Genomic DNA, 14,003 nt, shown 5'->3' with positions numbered 1-14,003 from the left:
CTCCATTTCCACCCCCGACACAGGGAGTAGTGCGCTGAGTTCCACGCCCGCCCAGCTGCTACCGCCGTCCGCGCCCGCGACCGTCGTCGTGCTCGCCTCCGGCACCGGCTCGCTATTGCGTTCACTGCTCGAAGCGACGCGGGAGCCGGGCTATCCGGCCCGGATCGTCGCCGTCGGCGTGGATCGCGACTGCGCCGCAGCCGCGCACGCCGAGGAATTCGACGTCTCCTCGTTCATGGTCGAGCCGGGTGATTTCGAGAATCGCGCGCAGTGGGATCAGGCGCTGACCGAGATCGTCGACGCCTTCCAGCCGGACCTCGTGGTCTCCGCCGGATTCATGCGGATCCTGGGACCGGCCTTCCTGGCGCGTTTCGGCGGCCGCGTCCTGAACACCCACCCCGCGCTGCTGCCCGCCTTCCCGGGCGCGCACGGGGTGCGGGACGCACTGGCCTACGGGGTGCGGGTCACCGGTTCCACCGTGCACCTGGTCGATGCCGGGGTCGACACCGGGCCGATTCTCGCGCAGGAGCCCGTGCCGGTGCTGCCCTCCGACGACGAGGGCTCCCTGCACGAACGCATCAAGATCGTGGAGCGGCGGCTGCTGGCGGAGGTCGTCGCCGCCGTCGCGAACCGAGGCATTGTCTCCGATGGACGAAAGGCAGTTATCCCAGATGAGGTTCTCCGGTGAGTGAGCGCAAGCCCATCAAGCGGGCGCTCGTGAGCGTCTACGACAAGACCGGCCTGATCGAGCTGGCCACCGGTCTGCACCAGGCCGGCGTGGAGCTGGTCTCGACCGGTTCGACCGCGGGCAAGATCGCCGAAGCCGGCATCCCGGTCACCAAGGTGGAAGACCTGACCGGTTTTCCGGAGACCCTGGACGGGCGGGTCAAGACCCTGCACCCGCGCGTGCACGCCGGCATCCTGGCCGACACCCGCAAGAACGAGCACGTCGATCAGCTCGTCGAGCTCGGCGTCGAGGCGTTCCAGCTCGTCGTGGTGAACCTGTACCCGTTCACCCAGACCGTGGCCGCGGGCGCGAGCATCGACGAGAGCGTCGAGCAGATCGACATCGGCGGGCCGTCCATGGTGCGCGCCGCCGCCAAGAACCACCCGTCGGTCGCCGTGGTGGTGGACACCGCCGCGTACGACCGCGTGCTGAAGGCGGTGCAGGACGGCGGTTTCACCTTCGCCGAGCGAACCGCGCTGGCGGCCAAGGCTTTCCAGCACACCGCGTCCTACGACGTGGCGGTGGCCAGCTGGATGACCAGCGTGGCCGCGCCGTCCGCGGCCGCCGAGGATTCCGAAGCCGAAGCGCCGCAGCGCTTCCCGGAGTGGATCGGCGCGACCTGGATTCGGGACGACGTGCTGCGCTACGGCGAGAACCCGCATCAGGGCGCGGCGGTCTACGGCGCCGAGGCGGGTCCGGCCGGCCTGGCGCAGGCCACGCAGTTGCACGGCAAGGAAATGTCGTTCAACAACTACACCGACGCCGATGCGGCCTGGCGCGCCGCCTTCGATTTCGAGGCGCCCGCCGTCGCGGTCATCAAGCACGCCAACCCCTGTGGCATCGCGGTCGGCGCGGATATCGCCGAGGCGCACCGCCGGGCGCACGCCACCGATCCGGTGAGCGCGTACGGCGGCGTGATCGCGGCCAACCGCGAGGTGAGCGTGGAGATGGCCGAACAGGTCGCCGAGATCTTCACCGAGGTCATCGTGGCCCCGGCCTACGCGCCCGGCGCGGTGGAAGTGTTGCAGCGCAAGAAGAACGTGCGCGTGCTGGTCGCTGTCCCGCCGCAGCGGCAGGGCCCGGAACTGCGCCCGATCAGCGGCGGCGTGCTGCTGCAGGAGCGCGACGTGCTCGACGCCGAGGGCGACGACCCGGCCAACTGGACCCTCGCGGCCGGCGCGCCCGCCGATGCGGCGACCCTGGCCGACCTCGAATTCGCCTGGCGCGCTTGCCGCGCGGTGAAGTCCAACGCCATCCTGCTGGCGAACGACGGCGCGGCCGTCGGCGTGGGCATGGGACAGGTCAATCGTGTCGACTCGTGCAAGCTGGCGGTCGACCGGGCGGGGGAGCGGGCCGCGGGCTCGGTCGCCGCGTCCGACGCGTTCTTCCCCTTCTCCGACGGCCCGGAGATCCTGGTCGCGGCGGGCGTGCGCGCGATCGTGCAGCCGGGCGGTTCGATTCGCGACAGCGACACCGTCGAACTGTGCAGGGCGGCCGGAGTGACCCTCTACCTGACGGGTGCACGGCACTTCGCGCACTGAGTATTCCGGTTCCGGGCCGCGCGTGCGCGTTGCGGCCCGGGGCCATTCGAGGCCGGTTGCGATTCGTCATGGCGATTCGCAACCGGCTCTTCGTTTTTCGGGGCCCGGTGCGGTCCGGTCGCTGTAATTACTTGACGCTGAGGACGGTTCGATCGCCCAGCGGGGACTTCAGCTCCAGGTCGAGGCTGCCGAACACCATGATCATGGTGCACATCTTGCCGACGGCGTCGGGGCGGGTGCCCGAACGCAAAGCCACAGTGACTGTTTTGTCGGTTTCGGTGACGGTGGCGTCCACCCCGTAGCACTCGGGGGCGCCGGTCTGGAAGTTGACCGAGATCTTGTTGCCGTCCAAGCGGGTCCAGCTGTCGAACTCCAGGGGATGCGGGTTCACGATGGCCGGGTCGGCGGTGAACGGCCGGCCGATCTGGCCGGGCGTGGCCTCGACCGGAGTGCCGAGCCCCGCACTCGTGGTGACGCCGGACTGCGGACTGTCGTCGGAGCTTTCGGTGTTCCCGCAGGCCGCGACGCCGAGGCAGAGCAGCCCGGCGGCGGCGGAGGCGAGGAGGCGGCGTCCCCAATTCCCGTACATGAGCGCCAGCCTAACGGTCCGACCGGTCGGGGCGGATGTGACCGGGTGGCGAATATCCAGCGACAGTGAGCCAAATTATCCGATGACTCGGCGCGTATTCTCTGCGCGGTTCGTCGGGATAGCAGTAGCCTCGATGGCAGATGTGCGAATGCACTTACGCGCCATCGACTTATCTCATGATCTCCTCCTCCCGAAAGGACATGCCGTGGGCGACGCATTGAAGGTTGGCGAAGAACTTGGTCTCGGTCAGTCGCTCAAGGGCGGCGCATACTCGCTGACCCTGCAAGAAGACGGCAACCTGGTGCTGACGGAGCCGGACGGCAACGTCGTCTGGGCCACGGGCACCAACGGCAAGGGCGTCAAGCGCGCGGCGCTGCAGGCCGATGGCAACTTCGTGCTCTACAAGGACGACGGCGCCGAGTGGTCCACCGAGACCAACGGCAAGTCCGTGGATCGCCTCGTGGTGCAGCCCGACCGCAACGTCGTGCTCTACGGCGCCGACGGCGCCGTCTGGTCCACCGGCACCAACACCGACAACCCCATCGTGGTCGAAGAGGAGACGGTCGCCGCCGCGGTCGACACCCCGCCGCCGGCCGAGGCCCCGCCCGCCGCCCGCACCCACACCGTCGCCCCCGGCGAGACCCTGTGGGCCATCGCGGAGCAGTACTACGGCGACGGCAACCGCTACGGCGACATCGCCGCAGCCAGCGGCATCGACAACCCGGACCTCATCAACCCCGGCCAGGTCCTGACCATCCCGTAAGGCGCACGCCCCACGGATTTCCCGACGGCCCCGGTGCTCTCGCACCGGGGCCGTTTCGTGCTCGGGGTGCGCCGCCGGTTCAGTCGCACGCGGCCGGTCCCGTTCTGCGCTCGGGGCGCGCCACCACTCCCGTCGCGCACTCGCGGTGCGTACGCGGTCCCGTCACGCGCTGTGCGCGAGCGGTCCCACTCGCGGTGCGTCACAGCCACATCCGCGCCCGGCACCGGCGCCCCGAATCGGGGCGCCATCCCATCTCTACTACATACACAGCGCCCCTGATGCGAATGCATCAGGGGCGCTTGGTCTTTCCCTCCAGGGGACGAGCCGGTACTACCGGCTCGTGAACGGCAGCAATGCCATCTCGCGTGCGTTCTTCACCGCGATGGCGACCTGGCGCTGCTGCTGCGGGGTCAGGCCCGTCACGCGGCGGCTGCGGATTTTGCCGCGGTCGGAGATGAACGTGCGGAGCAGGTTCACGTCCTTGTAGTCGACGTATTCCACGCCGGCGGCGATGAGGGGATTCTTCTTGGGCTTGCGGCCCTGTTCGGCGCGAACCTTCTTCGAGGGTGCTCGCTTCACTGCCATGTCAGCGGTTCCTTCTCACGAGATCTTCGGTTTACCAGCTCGATTTGCGTACACCGGGCAGTTCACCCCGGTGAGCCATCTCTCGCACCCGAATCCGCGAGAGACCGAACTTCCGAAGGTGACCACGCGGGCGACCGTCCGCGGCGTCCCGATTGCGCAAGCGTACCGGACTGGCATCGCGCGGCAGCCGCCCCAGGGCGGACTGCGCGGCCGCCTTCTCCTGCGGGGAGAAGGACGGCTTGCGGATGATCTCCTTGAGCTCCGCGCGCCGCTCGGCGTAGCGCGCGACGATCTCTTTGCGCACTTCGTTTTTCATGATCTTCGACTTCTTGGCCATGTCAGCGGCCCTCGCGGAAGTCGACGTGCCTGCGCACGACGGGGTCGTATTTGCGCAGTGTCAGGCGATCCGGGTCGTTGCGCTTGTTCTTGCGGGTGACGTAGGTGTACCCGGTTCCGGCCGTGGAGACGAGTTTGACGATGGGCCGGAGTTCGGTCGATTTCGATGCCATCTGGTTTCCTGTCAGATCTTCTGGCCTGCGGCGCGCAGCCGGGCCACGACCGCTTCGATGCCGTCGCGGTCGATGGTTTTGATGCCCTTGGCGGAGAGGGTCAGCGTGACGCGCCGGCCCTCGCTGGGCAGGAAGTAGGTCTTGCGCTGGATGTTGGGATCCCAGCGCCGGTTGGTTCGCACGTGTGAGTGCGAGACGGACTTGCCGAAGCCCGGCTTACGCCCGGTGACCTGGCAGATGGCCGACATGGTCGCTCCCTTCGCGTCATACTGCCCCGGTTCTACATGCAGATGACAATCGTTTTCGACAACGGGTTTATTCCAATGTACGCTGAGCCCTCGGTAAATGAAAATCGTTGTCGAAAGGGGTACGGCGGTGTCCGATACCGGAGCCAGCGGCGGCCAGCCCGCCCAGTCCGAGCGCGAGGGCCGCACGCCCGTGCTCGTGATCGCGGGGCTGCCCGGCCGCGCCGCGGACGGCGTGCACAGGGCCGCCCGGGCGCTGGGCGCCGAGCCCGGCACCATCGTGGTCCGCCACGACCTGAGCGAACTGCACGAGGGCGTGGTGCGCCGTATCGTCCGGCTGAACGGTCGCGAGGACGTCTCGGTGCTCGAACTCGCGCACGGCTGCGTCTCGTGCACGCTGCGCAAGGACCTGCTGCCGTACCTGTGCCTGCTCGCCGCCCGCGACTCGGTGCGCCGCATCGTGCTGGCGCTGGATCCGGCCTTCGAGGCCGAGGCGGTGTGCCAGGCCATCCGGCACGTCGTGGTCAGTGACGTGGTGGGCCGGGTCGACGGCCCGGCCGGGCGCAGCGTGCGCATCGAATCGGTGCTCACCTGCCTGGACGCGGCTGACTGGCTCGCCGACGCCACCGGTGACGACACCCTGGCCGAACGCGGCCACGCCACCGCCGACGACGATCGCACCGTGGCTCAGCTCGCGGTCGGCCAGGTCGAATTCGCCGATGCCCTACTGGCATTCGACGGCGGGGTGGATCCGGCGGACCGGCTGCGCACGGCCGCGGTGCTGGCCCGCCTGGCTCCGCTGGCGCCGGTGCGGTGGCTGCCCGAACCCGCCGCGCTGGACGCGCGGGAATCGTCGGGCATGCTGCGCGCCGACGCGCTCTACGGTCTGCTGGACCGGGTTCCGGCCACCGCGCGCCGCGGTCACGCCTTCGATCCGCACGCCGCGCTGCTGCGCGGTGAGCCGCCGCTGGAACCGGACTGCGGGGTGGAGCTGCTCGAGTTCGGCACCGATCGGCCCTTCCACCCCGAACGCCTGCACACGGCCATCGACGTCCTGCTCGAGGGCGTGGTGAGCGCACGCGGGCGGGTCTGGCTCGCGACCCAGCCGGACGAGGTGGTCTGGCTGGAGTCCGCGGGTGGCGGCCTGCGGGTGGGCGGCGCCGGAAAGTGGCTGGCCGCCATGACTTCCGAGGAGATCGAACAGGTCGATCCCGAGCGTCGCATCATGGCCTCGATGCGCTGGCACGAGCATTTCGGCGACCGGCACACCGCGCTGGTGATCCTGGTGCACGAGGCCGAGGCCGAGGAGATCCGGCACGCCCTGCACTGGGCGCTGGTCGACGAGGACGAGCTGCGGCAGGTGCGCTTCGCGCCGGAACGGGTGGCCGCCTGGGCGGACCCGTTCGGAGATCAGCACGAGGAGCCGTGCGACACAACCAGATCCACGCCGGTCTCCGGCGACGGCGGTTCCCGCCAGAACGAAAGGTGAAGTGATGAAAGCAGGAATCCATCCCGACTACCACCCGGTGGTCTTCGAGGACTCGGGCACCGGAAAGCGTTTCATCACGCGTTCCACCGTCACCTCGGATCGCACCGTGGAATGGGAAGACGGACAGACCTATCCGCTGATCGTGGTCGACGTGACCTCCGATTCGCACCCGTTCTGGACCGGCGCGCAGCGCCTGCTCGACACCGCGGGCCGGGTCGAGAAGTTCGAGCGCCGTTACGGCAAGCGGGTGCGCGGCGGCGACACCGGTAAGGAGAGCTGACATGGCGGTTCCGAAGCGGCGGATGTCGCGATCCAATACCCGCAGCCGGCGCTCGCAGTGGAAGGCCACCCCGCCGGATCTGGTGCCGGTCACCGTTGCCGGTGTGGTGCACCGGGTTCCGCGCCGTTTGGTGCGCGCGGTGACGCTCGGCCTGGTGAACCCCGCCGATCTCTGAGCCGGGCACGCCGCGGATGCGCCCGGCGGACTTTGTCCGAGAGGATCTAAAAAGTCTTCTCAAAGTTGTGAATCCGTGCTCTTGCGACGGTATTCTCATGGCCGAGGGCGGGTTCTTCTGGTGACAGAAGAACCCGCTCATCGCCACTTTCGGGGGAGTTCGCACACGGCGGTCGCCGTAGAAATGCCGGCAAAGAAGTCAATTCGACTGACAATTACCGGCATCCGCCCGGCACTCAGTCGATCTGGCCGGGAGTGGCCGAAATTCGATCCTTCGAATCGCCGTTTTGTCTGTTCGGTCCGCTTTGCGGACCGTCGCCCCAGCCCGGCAGCGGCAGATCCGGCAGCAACTGCTCCAGTCTGGCCAATTGTTCGGCCACCACGGTCGCCGGCCCTTCCAGGAGGGAGAACGGGAACGGCCAGTGATGCCCGGACATCCGCTCCACCTCCTCGGAGAGTTCGGCGGTGGTGGCCTCCAGTTCACTGATCTCGGTGCGCAATTCGTCGATCCGGGTGAGCGCCGCGGCCAGGGCGTCGACCACCGTGCGGTGATTGCCCTGCGGGTCGTCGCCCAATTGCGGCCAGCCCGCCAGTCCGGGCCCGCGCAACTGGGTCTGGATGTCGCGCAGAATTTGGTCCTGTTCGGGCGTCAAGTCCTGTTCCTCCTGTTCGAAATCCCACTGACCGAAGTCGATTCGGTCGGTCTCGTTCACATCGCACTGCACGCCGTTGACGTAGACCTGCTCCCCGGTCTGCAACAGCTGCGCCCGCGGCTCGCGATTGCTCCCCGACCAGGCCACCGTCTGCCAGGCCCAATCGGCGACCCCGGCGTCCAGGGCCCGCGTCACCGGCCAATACCCGCCGTAGATACCGACATTCGCGCCGCCGAGCACGGTCGCGGCGCCTTCGAGATAGGCGTTGATGGCCCCCTGCTGCTGCGGGGTCGCATCGAAATCGGCGGAGAAGTAGATGGGCCGGTCCGGTCGGCCGCCGCAGCGCAGCACCTGCGCCAGGGCGGTGCGCGCGTCGGTGACGCCCGCGCCGTAGCCGTCCAGCATGCGCGCCGCGGTGGTCTCCCAGTTCGAGACGATCGAGACACCGTGCGCGCGTAGGTCTTCGGCCTCGGCCGGGGTGAGCAGCTTGCCCGGCAGCGACGGCCCGCCGCTGGAGAGATAGCGGACGACGAAGTCGAACCCGGCCGCGCGAATGGCGCTCGCGCCGGGCCGACCCGCGGCGTAATCCAGCCCGAAACGCATGACACTCATCGTAATTCGGGGGGCGCGCCGACGATACGGCAATCCCGAAGTCCGTCCGGAACGCGACGCTCGTCCCGTCGGCGCCGGCCACCCGGTCCGCGCCGCATTCCCGCCGCGTTCGGCGGCCCGGACACGGGTCGGGCCGGGTCGCTGCCCGCGACCCGGCCCGGAAGTTGTTGTGCGCCGCGATGAATCAGTGCGGCAGCACGCTGCGCGGTCCCGACTGGCTCGAGGCCACGGCCAGCGACGGGCTGTGCGCGAGATCCGGATCCACGGTCGCGGACTGCTGCCGGGCCTCACGCCGGTCCGGCGCGACCAGGATCGCGGTGATCGGAATGGCCAGCGACAGTGAGCCGATGATGAAGAACGGCACGAAGAAGTTGAACAGCTCGTCGCCCGGCGGCGGTACGGCCGCCGGGTCCAGATGCGCGGTCACTCCGGTCAGCCCGGCGTAGTGCATGCCGGTCACCATGATCGCGTAGGCCAGAGACCCGGCCATCAGCACCGGCACCGACTGCGCCCACAGCATGAACCACAGCAGCAGCCCGGACATCAGCGCGGCGATGACGTACACCGCGATGATCGACACCAGCCCGCGATCGATGGTGCCGCGCACCCGGATGGCCGACAGCAGCAGCAGGTGCACGGTCCCGAGCCCGGCGGCCATGACCAGCGCACCGAGCGTGATCCGCCACCAGCTCAGGGTCTTGCCCGCGATCACCAGCGCCGCGAACACCACGAAGCCGGACAGCGCCGAGAACAGCGTGGTCAGGGTGGTGTCGTAGCGGATCTGACCGCCCTTGACCTCGAACCCGAGCATGGAGACGAACACCGACAGCGCCACGCCGACGCCGCCGATGGAGCTGGCCGCGACGAACAGCCACACCAGGCGGAACCGCGCCGTCACCGACTTGGTGGACTGGCGAATACACGCCAGGCCACAGGCGGCACCGGCGACCGACACGATCAGTGTCAGGCCGATCACCCAGTAGCCCATAGAGAAATAGATCACCCTGAACCCCTGCTTTCGTATCTCTCCGCGCGCTGATCGCTAGCCGCGGCGAGCAGTTTCGCGTTGCGCCGCCATCAGACGTTCGATGGCGTACTCGGTGACGGCGGCCAGTGATCGCCGGACCTCGCCCGGGTCGCGGGCGTCGATGTCGACGATCGGAACGCCTTCGCGGACGCTGAGCGCCTCGCGCAGTTCGGCGACCGGGAAACGGGGGGCGTCCGGGAAGCGGTTCACCGCGATGAGGAAGGGCAGCGATTTGGCTTCGAAGAAGTCGACCGCCGCGAAGCTGTCCTCGATCCGGCGGGTGTCGACCAGCACCACGGCGCCGATGGCGCCCTTGATGAGGTCGTCCCACATGAACCAGAAGCGGCGCTGCCCGGGCGTGCCGAACAGGTAGAGCACCAGATTGCCGGGCAGGATGATGCGCCCGAAATCCATGGCCACGGTGGTGGTTTCCTTGCCGGGCGTGGCGGCGAGGTCGTCCACCCCGTCCGACACGGCGGTCACCATGGCCTCGGTGCGAAGGGGCACGATCTCCGAGACCGCGCCGACGAATGTGGTTTTGCCCGCGCCGAAACCGCCCGCGACCACGATCTTGGTCGACGCGACGGTCCGGAACTCCTCGCCCGGACGGGGCGGATACTGCTGCGCTACACCCGGGTTCGCGCCCGGAAACTGTGGTCCGCCATTGGGGTACTGGGGCGCACCGCCGTTGTAGCTCCCGCCGTCAAAGGGCGCGGAGTCCATGCAGGGTCCTCTCCATCAAAGATCGGCGCTCGTCGTAGGTCGCCTGGTCGCTCAGAGTCGAATGCACGCGGAGGGTCCCGGCGACGACGAGATCGCCGATCACGACCCGGATCATGCCCAGTGGCCGCTGCAGGTGCGCCGCGATCTCGGCGACCGAGAGCCGGGCCGTGCCCAACCGCAGGATCTCGGTTCGAATGTCACCGGCGGGCCAATCGAAATGGGCTGTGAAGGACAGTGTTTCCACGACCGCCTCGAGCGGCAGATCCACTGCCGGTTCGGTGCGGCCGGAGGTCAATGCGTACGGGCGGACACGGCTGGTGGGCCGAGCGCCGCCGCCCCCGTTTGAAATTGTCATGGTCGACCCATCACGCAGTGCGGGCCGTGGCCTGCACCACGGATCCGACCCGGTCCACCAGCAGTGCCATCTCGTAGCCGATGCGGCCGATGTCGTGCTGCTTGTTGGCCAGTACCGCGAGATGCGAGCCGTTGCCGACGCTCATGACGAGCAGGTAGCCGCGCTGCATCTCGACGATGGACTGCATGACCTTGCCGCCGTCGAACAGCTGCGCCGCACCCGCGGACAGGCTGGCCAGACCGGCGGTGACGGCCGCGAGCTGCTCGCCGCGATCGGAGGGCAGATGCGGGCTGGTCGCCTGCAGCAGACCGTCGGCCGAGACCAGCACGGCGTGCGAGACGCCCGGCACCTCTCGGGTGAAGCGGGTGACCAGCCAGTTCAGATTCTCATCGGTCTGGGTGCGCTGGGTGTCGGTCATGCATGCCCTCCGTCGTTGTACTGCGAGTCGGCTCGCCCGGAGCGGACGCCGCTGAGATGCCTGGTCAGGCTGTTGCGGATCTCGTCGGGGTTACGCGCGCCGCCCTCGTCCTCCTGCGCCGCGGCGCCGGGCACCAGCTGTGCGCCGGGCCGCCGGATCGGCAGACCACCCTGGGTCTTGGAGCTGCTGGTGGGGTTCGCGGCCTCTTCCGCCGCGGCCCAGCCGGCGTCGGCGTTGGATGACCATTCGGTGCTCATCGGGGACTGCCCGCCCGCAGCGGGCTCGACCAGCCACTCCGAGACCATCCGCTGGTAGATCGGACTGCCGCCGCCGTTGCCCCCACCGGCACTACCGATGGGCTTGCGGTCCGCCGCTGGGTTGCCCGCGGTGAGAGTGCCGCCGGGGTTCGCGACCGTGTTCGCACCATTGCCACCTGCTCCGACGCTGTTCGCGCCATTGCCGTTGGATCCGTTGCTCTTGCCGTTGGCGCCGTTCGCATTGGCGCCGTTGCCAATACCCGCGCCGTTCTTGCCGTTGGCGTCGGCTCCCGCGGGAGCGGGCTCGGGCGCATTGCCGAAACCGCTGTAATCACTGGAGAAGAAGCCGCCGTCGTTGTCCGCGGGACCGCTGCCGCTGCCGCCGCCGAAACCGCCGCCTGCGCCACCGAAACCGCCGGTACCGCCGCCGCCGAAGCCGCCGGGTGCACCGAAACCGCTGCCGCCGGCGGAGACCGGCTGTACCGGTTCGGGCCGCTGCGGCGCCTCGGGCGCGGGTGCCTCACCCCAGAAATCGACCTGCCGGGCCTGCGGCGCCACCGGTTCGGGCCGCTGGGCGGCGAAGGCGTCGGAGAAGCTGTCCTGGGACGGCTCGGCCGGGTAGCCACCGCCGAACACCGGCTGTTCACCGGTGTCGAGGCCGGGCGTGCGGCGCTGCGGCAGACCGGTACTGGTCACCCCGAAGCGCGCGGGCGGATCGGCCGGCGGATTCGGGACCGGCGTGAGCCGCGGCGGGGTGATGACCGGCTGCGGCGCCGAGATCGGCGCGAACGGCGTGGCCGGGGCCAGTGGCGGCACCGGGGTCAGCGCCGCCGGAGCGGAGGCCATGACCAGCGGCGCGCCGTGCTGCGGCGCGACCGGCAGCGCGGCGGTCACCGGGAACTGCCCGGTGTCGCTGCCGTTGTTGCGCTCGGGCGCGGGCGAGACCAGGGTGCCCGGCAGGTGCACGCTGGCGGTGATGCCCGGCTGCTGCACCATGGCCGAGGTCCGGCGCAGGCTCACGGTGATGTTGTGGCGCTTGGCCAGTCGGCCGACCACGAACAGGCCCATGCGGCGTGCGGTCTCGACGTTGACCTCGCCGCCGGAGGCGAGGCGATCGTTGATGGACTGCAGGTCTTCGGCATTCATGCCCAGGCCGCGGTCGGTGATCTCGATGAGGTAGCCCCCGTCCACGGCGCGTGCCACCGAGACCGCCACGGGCGTGGACGGCGGCGAATACCGCAGTGCGTTGTCGATGAGCTCGGCCAGCAGATGTTCGATGTCGACCGCGGGTTCGCCCGCGACGATGCCGTCGGGCACGGTGCCGATCTCGACGCGCTGGTAGTCCTCCACCTGCGAGACCGAGGACCACAGCATGTCCGAGAGCGGAACCGGCGCGAGGTGGCCGCGGCGCAGCGCCGTTCCGGCCAGCACCAGCAGGTTGTCACCGTTGCGGCGCATGCGCGTCGCGAGGTGGTCGAGGCGGAACAGGCTCTGCAGCCGTTCGGAGTCGTCCTCGTCGCGCTCGAGTTCCTCGATCAGGCTGAGCTGCTGCTCCACCAGCGATTGGCTACGCCGCGAGAGGGTTTCGAACATGTTGCCGATCTGCAGTCGCAGCCGGGCCTGTTCGGCGGCCAGGTGCAGCGCCTGGGTGTGGATGTCGTCGACGGCTCGGGCGAGCTGGCCGATCTCCTCGGTGGTGTGCACGTCGACCGGGGTGATCTCGGGGATCGCGCCGCCCGAGCGCACGACGTCGAGCTCGGCGGGCAGGTCGATGTGCGCGACCTGCAGGGCGTCCCGGCGCAGGCGGCGCACGGGGACGACCAGGGTGCGCGCCACGACCAGCGCGAGCGCCAGGCCCGCGAGCAGCATCCCGATGACGACGGATGTATCACGCAGCACCGTGTTGCGGGCTTCGGTGGTGAGCTCGGCGAGCTTGTTGGTCAGCGCGGCCTCGATGGCCTCGCTCTCCAGCCGGTAGGCCTCGATGCTGGTGGCGATGGAGGCCTGCATGGGCGGCAGACTCGCCGGGTCCGGCGCGCCGGACGCGAGGATGCCGATGCGCGCGCCCGCGGCGTCCTTGAGCGTGGCGTAGTTCTGCGCCTCGGTCGGCAGGATGCCCTTGTACACCTCGATCATGGTGATCTCGGCGCCGATCGCGGTGAGCAGCCGGATCTTCATCGCCGGGTTGGTGTCGATCGTGGGGTCGATCAGCAGGGTGCGCTCCTGCGTGAGCAGGCGGGTCGAGGTCATGACCGTACCCAGCTGCAGGAACAGCTGCTGCACTCGCAGATCGCTGAGCGACTGCGAATTGGTCAGCGCGCCCTGGATCTTGGCGGACACCGCCGAAGCCTGCTCGGCGACGGTCGCGACCGAGCCGTTGCGCAGACTGTTGCGCATGGTCTTGCCGATCGCGATGGCCTCGTTCATCCCCTGGATGACGTCGGCCTCGACCTTGGACGCGCGCAGCAGCGTCTCGAGATCGGCAACCGTCTGATCGAATTTCATCGTCGCGGTGTCCAGCGCCGCGTCGCGGTCGGGGTTGCCCCAACCGGAGATTGCGGAAATCGCGAGTTCCTGTGTGGCGCTCTCGTACCTGATTGTGGGGCCCATGACGGCGGCCTGTTCGGAACCGGCGCTCAGGTTGTTGATCGTCTGCAGCTCCGAGTTGATGCGCAGGACCGCGAAGGTCGACGCGAGCAACACCGGGAGCACCAGGACGATGCCGACCTTGCGTGTGACGGGCCAGTTGGACAGGCTGAATTGCCAGGACCGGGGTGTCGCTTCCATCCCGCTTCCGTCGCCTCCGCTTTCAAGAGTTGACCCCGGGTCTTATGCGGTTGTACGGCGTTGGGGCCTGAACCCGCGCAGAACCAACTAGAGGTCTTTTTGTACGGCCTGCAACATACCGCGTGAGCTGGGTAACGGCAATTCGAGCAACTCGTTGTACATGACTCCGAATGCAGCCGCGCGCAACGTCTTTCGCATATCGAAATGAGCGGGTAGGGTGGCCGCGCGTAAGCTGTTTCTAAAAATCGCTGGTCACCCGCTCGGGTCGT

The 14,003-nt window shown here is 68.9% G+C and carries 17 protein-coding genes; 6 read left to right on the top strand and 11 right to left on the bottom strand.

Annotated features, from left to right (window positions below):
• Positions 1 to 4 precede the first annotated feature (4 nt).
• Both purN and purH read left to right on the top strand, forming a co-directional pair.
• Positions 5 to 688 (top strand): phosphoribosylglycinamide formyltransferase, encoded by a 684-nt coding sequence (purN, locus tag ACFVBH_RS16950; RefSeq protein ID WP_379002818.1) that lies wholly within the window; start codon positions 5 to 7, stop codon positions 686 to 688.
• Entirely contained in the window at positions 685 to 2,268 is a 1,584-nt protein-coding gene (gene purH / locus ACFVBH_RS16945) for a bifunctional phosphoribosylaminoimidazolecarboxamide formyltransferase/IMP cyclohydrolase (RefSeq protein ID WP_354985281.1), read from the top strand. The genes purN and purH overlap by 4 nt, the downstream gene beginning before the upstream one ends.
• 127 nt (positions 2,269 to 2,395) lie before the next feature.
• Here purH and ACFVBH_RS16940 read toward each other — a convergent pair whose 3' ends face one another.
• Entirely contained in the window at positions 2,396 to 2,857 is a 462-nt protein-coding gene (locus ACFVBH_RS16940; RefSeq protein WP_354985280.1) for a hypothetical protein, read from the bottom strand.
• Positions 2,858 to 3,062: 205 nt separating this feature from the next.
• Here ACFVBH_RS16940 and ACFVBH_RS16935 point away from each other — a divergent pair, with 205 nt between their 5' ends.
• A complete protein-coding gene (locus ACFVBH_RS16935; protein WP_354985279.1) occupies positions 3,063 to 3,620 on the top strand; it encodes a LysM peptidoglycan-binding domain-containing protein in 558 nt (185 codons plus the stop codon).
• Positions 3,621 to 3,950: 330 nt separating this feature from the next.
• Here ACFVBH_RS16935 and rpsR read toward each other — a convergent pair whose 3' ends face one another.
• From rpsR to rpmB, 4 genes are read right to left on the bottom strand one after another with little or no spacing between them, the layout of a single operon-like run.
• Positions 3,951 to 4,205: a 30S ribosomal protein S18 gene (rpsR, locus tag ACFVBH_RS16930; RefSeq protein WP_354985278.1), complete on the bottom strand. Its 255-nt coding sequence runs from the start codon at positions 4,203 to 4,205 to the stop codon at positions 3,951 to 3,953.
• Between the two features lie 31 nt (positions 4,206 to 4,236).
• A complete protein-coding gene (gene rpsN, locus ACFVBH_RS16925) occupies positions 4,237 to 4,542 on the bottom strand; it encodes a 30S ribosomal protein S14 (RefSeq protein WP_379002357.1) in 306 nt (101 codons plus the stop codon).
• Between the two features lies 1 nt (position 4,543).
• Entirely contained in the window at positions 4,544 to 4,714 is a 171-nt protein-coding gene (rpmG, locus tag ACFVBH_RS16920) for a 50S ribosomal protein L33 (protein WP_354985276.1), read from the bottom strand.
• An 11-nt stretch (positions 4,715 to 4,725) separates the two neighbouring features.
• Positions 4,726 to 4,962, bottom strand: a complete 237-nt coding sequence (gene rpmB, locus ACFVBH_RS16915) for a 50S ribosomal protein L28 (RefSeq protein ID WP_354985275.1) — start codon at positions 4,960 to 4,962, stop codon at positions 4,726 to 4,728.
• 127 nt (positions 4,963 to 5,089) lie between these two features.
• Here rpmB and mrf point away from each other — a divergent pair, with 127 nt between their 5' ends.
• Genes mrf through rpmF form a run of 3 tightly spaced genes read left to right on the top strand, consistent with a single transcriptional unit; the run spans position 5,090 to position 6,903 of the window.
• Complete coding sequence (gene mrf, locus ACFVBH_RS16910) at positions 5,090 to 6,448, top strand: ribosome hibernation factor-recruiting GTPase MRF (protein WP_379002356.1); 1,359 nt, start codon at positions 5,090 to 5,092, stop codon at positions 6,446 to 6,448.
• Between the two features lie 4 nt (positions 6,449 to 6,452).
• Positions 6,453 to 6,728, top strand: a complete 276-nt coding sequence (locus tag ACFVBH_RS16905; RefSeq protein ID WP_379002355.1) for a type B 50S ribosomal protein L31 — start codon at positions 6,453 to 6,455, stop codon at positions 6,726 to 6,728.
• 1 nt (position 6,729) lies between these two features.
• On the top strand, positions 6,730 to 6,903 hold the full coding sequence (gene rpmF / locus ACFVBH_RS16900; RefSeq protein ID WP_379002354.1) for a 50S ribosomal protein L32: 174 nt from the start codon (positions 6,730 to 6,732) through the stop codon (positions 6,901 to 6,903).
• Between the two features lie 235 nt (positions 6,904 to 7,138).
• On the opposite strand, the gene ACFVBH_RS16895 is transcribed toward rpmF, so the two are convergent.
• The 6 genes from ACFVBH_RS16895 to ACFVBH_RS16870 all read right to left on the bottom strand — a co-directional run bounded on the left by ACFVBH_RS16895 (position 7,139) and on the right by ACFVBH_RS16870 (position 13,734).
• A complete protein-coding gene (locus ACFVBH_RS16895; protein WP_354985271.1) occupies positions 7,139 to 8,158 on the bottom strand; it encodes a DUF1906 domain-containing protein in 1,020 nt (339 codons plus the stop codon).
• A 193-nt stretch (positions 8,159 to 8,351) separates the two neighbouring features.
• Positions 8,352 to 9,170: an MHYT domain-containing protein gene (locus ACFVBH_RS16890; protein WP_354985270.1), complete on the bottom strand. Its 819-nt coding sequence runs from the start codon at positions 9,168 to 9,170 to the stop codon at positions 8,352 to 8,354.
• Positions 9,171 to 9,209: 39 nt separating this feature from the next.
• The gene (locus ACFVBH_RS16885; RefSeq protein ID WP_354985269.1) at positions 9,210 to 9,917 is read right to left on the bottom strand and encodes an ATP/GTP-binding protein; all 708 of its coding nucleotides are present in this window, start codon (positions 9,915 to 9,917) and stop codon (positions 9,210 to 9,212) included.
• Positions 9,898 to 10,272: a DUF742 domain-containing protein gene (locus ACFVBH_RS16880; RefSeq protein WP_354985268.1), complete on the bottom strand. Its 375-nt coding sequence runs from the start codon at positions 10,270 to 10,272 to the stop codon at positions 9,898 to 9,900. The genes ACFVBH_RS16885 and ACFVBH_RS16880 overlap by 20 nt, the downstream gene beginning before the upstream one ends.
• A gap of 10 nt (positions 10,273 to 10,282) precedes the next feature.
• Positions 10,283 to 10,690: a roadblock/LC7 domain-containing protein gene (locus ACFVBH_RS16875; RefSeq protein ID WP_354985267.1), complete on the bottom strand. Its 408-nt coding sequence runs from the start codon at positions 10,688 to 10,690 to the stop codon at positions 10,283 to 10,285.
• Entirely contained in the window at positions 10,687 to 13,734 is a 3,048-nt protein-coding gene (locus ACFVBH_RS16870) for an ATP-binding protein (RefSeq protein ID WP_354985266.1), read from the bottom strand. Before ACFVBH_RS16870 ends, ACFVBH_RS16875 begins: the two co-directional genes overlap by 4 nt.
• Positions 13,735 to 14,003: the final 269 nt, after the last annotated feature.

The sequence above is a fragment of the Nocardia sp. NPDC057668 genome (assembly GCF_042799795.1).
GTDB lineage: Bacteria > Actinomycetota > Actinomycetes > Mycobacteriales > Mycobacteriaceae > Nocardia.
The sequence above is the reverse complement of the archived record's forward strand: the minus strand, read 5'-3'. Positions and strand labels throughout refer to the sequence as shown.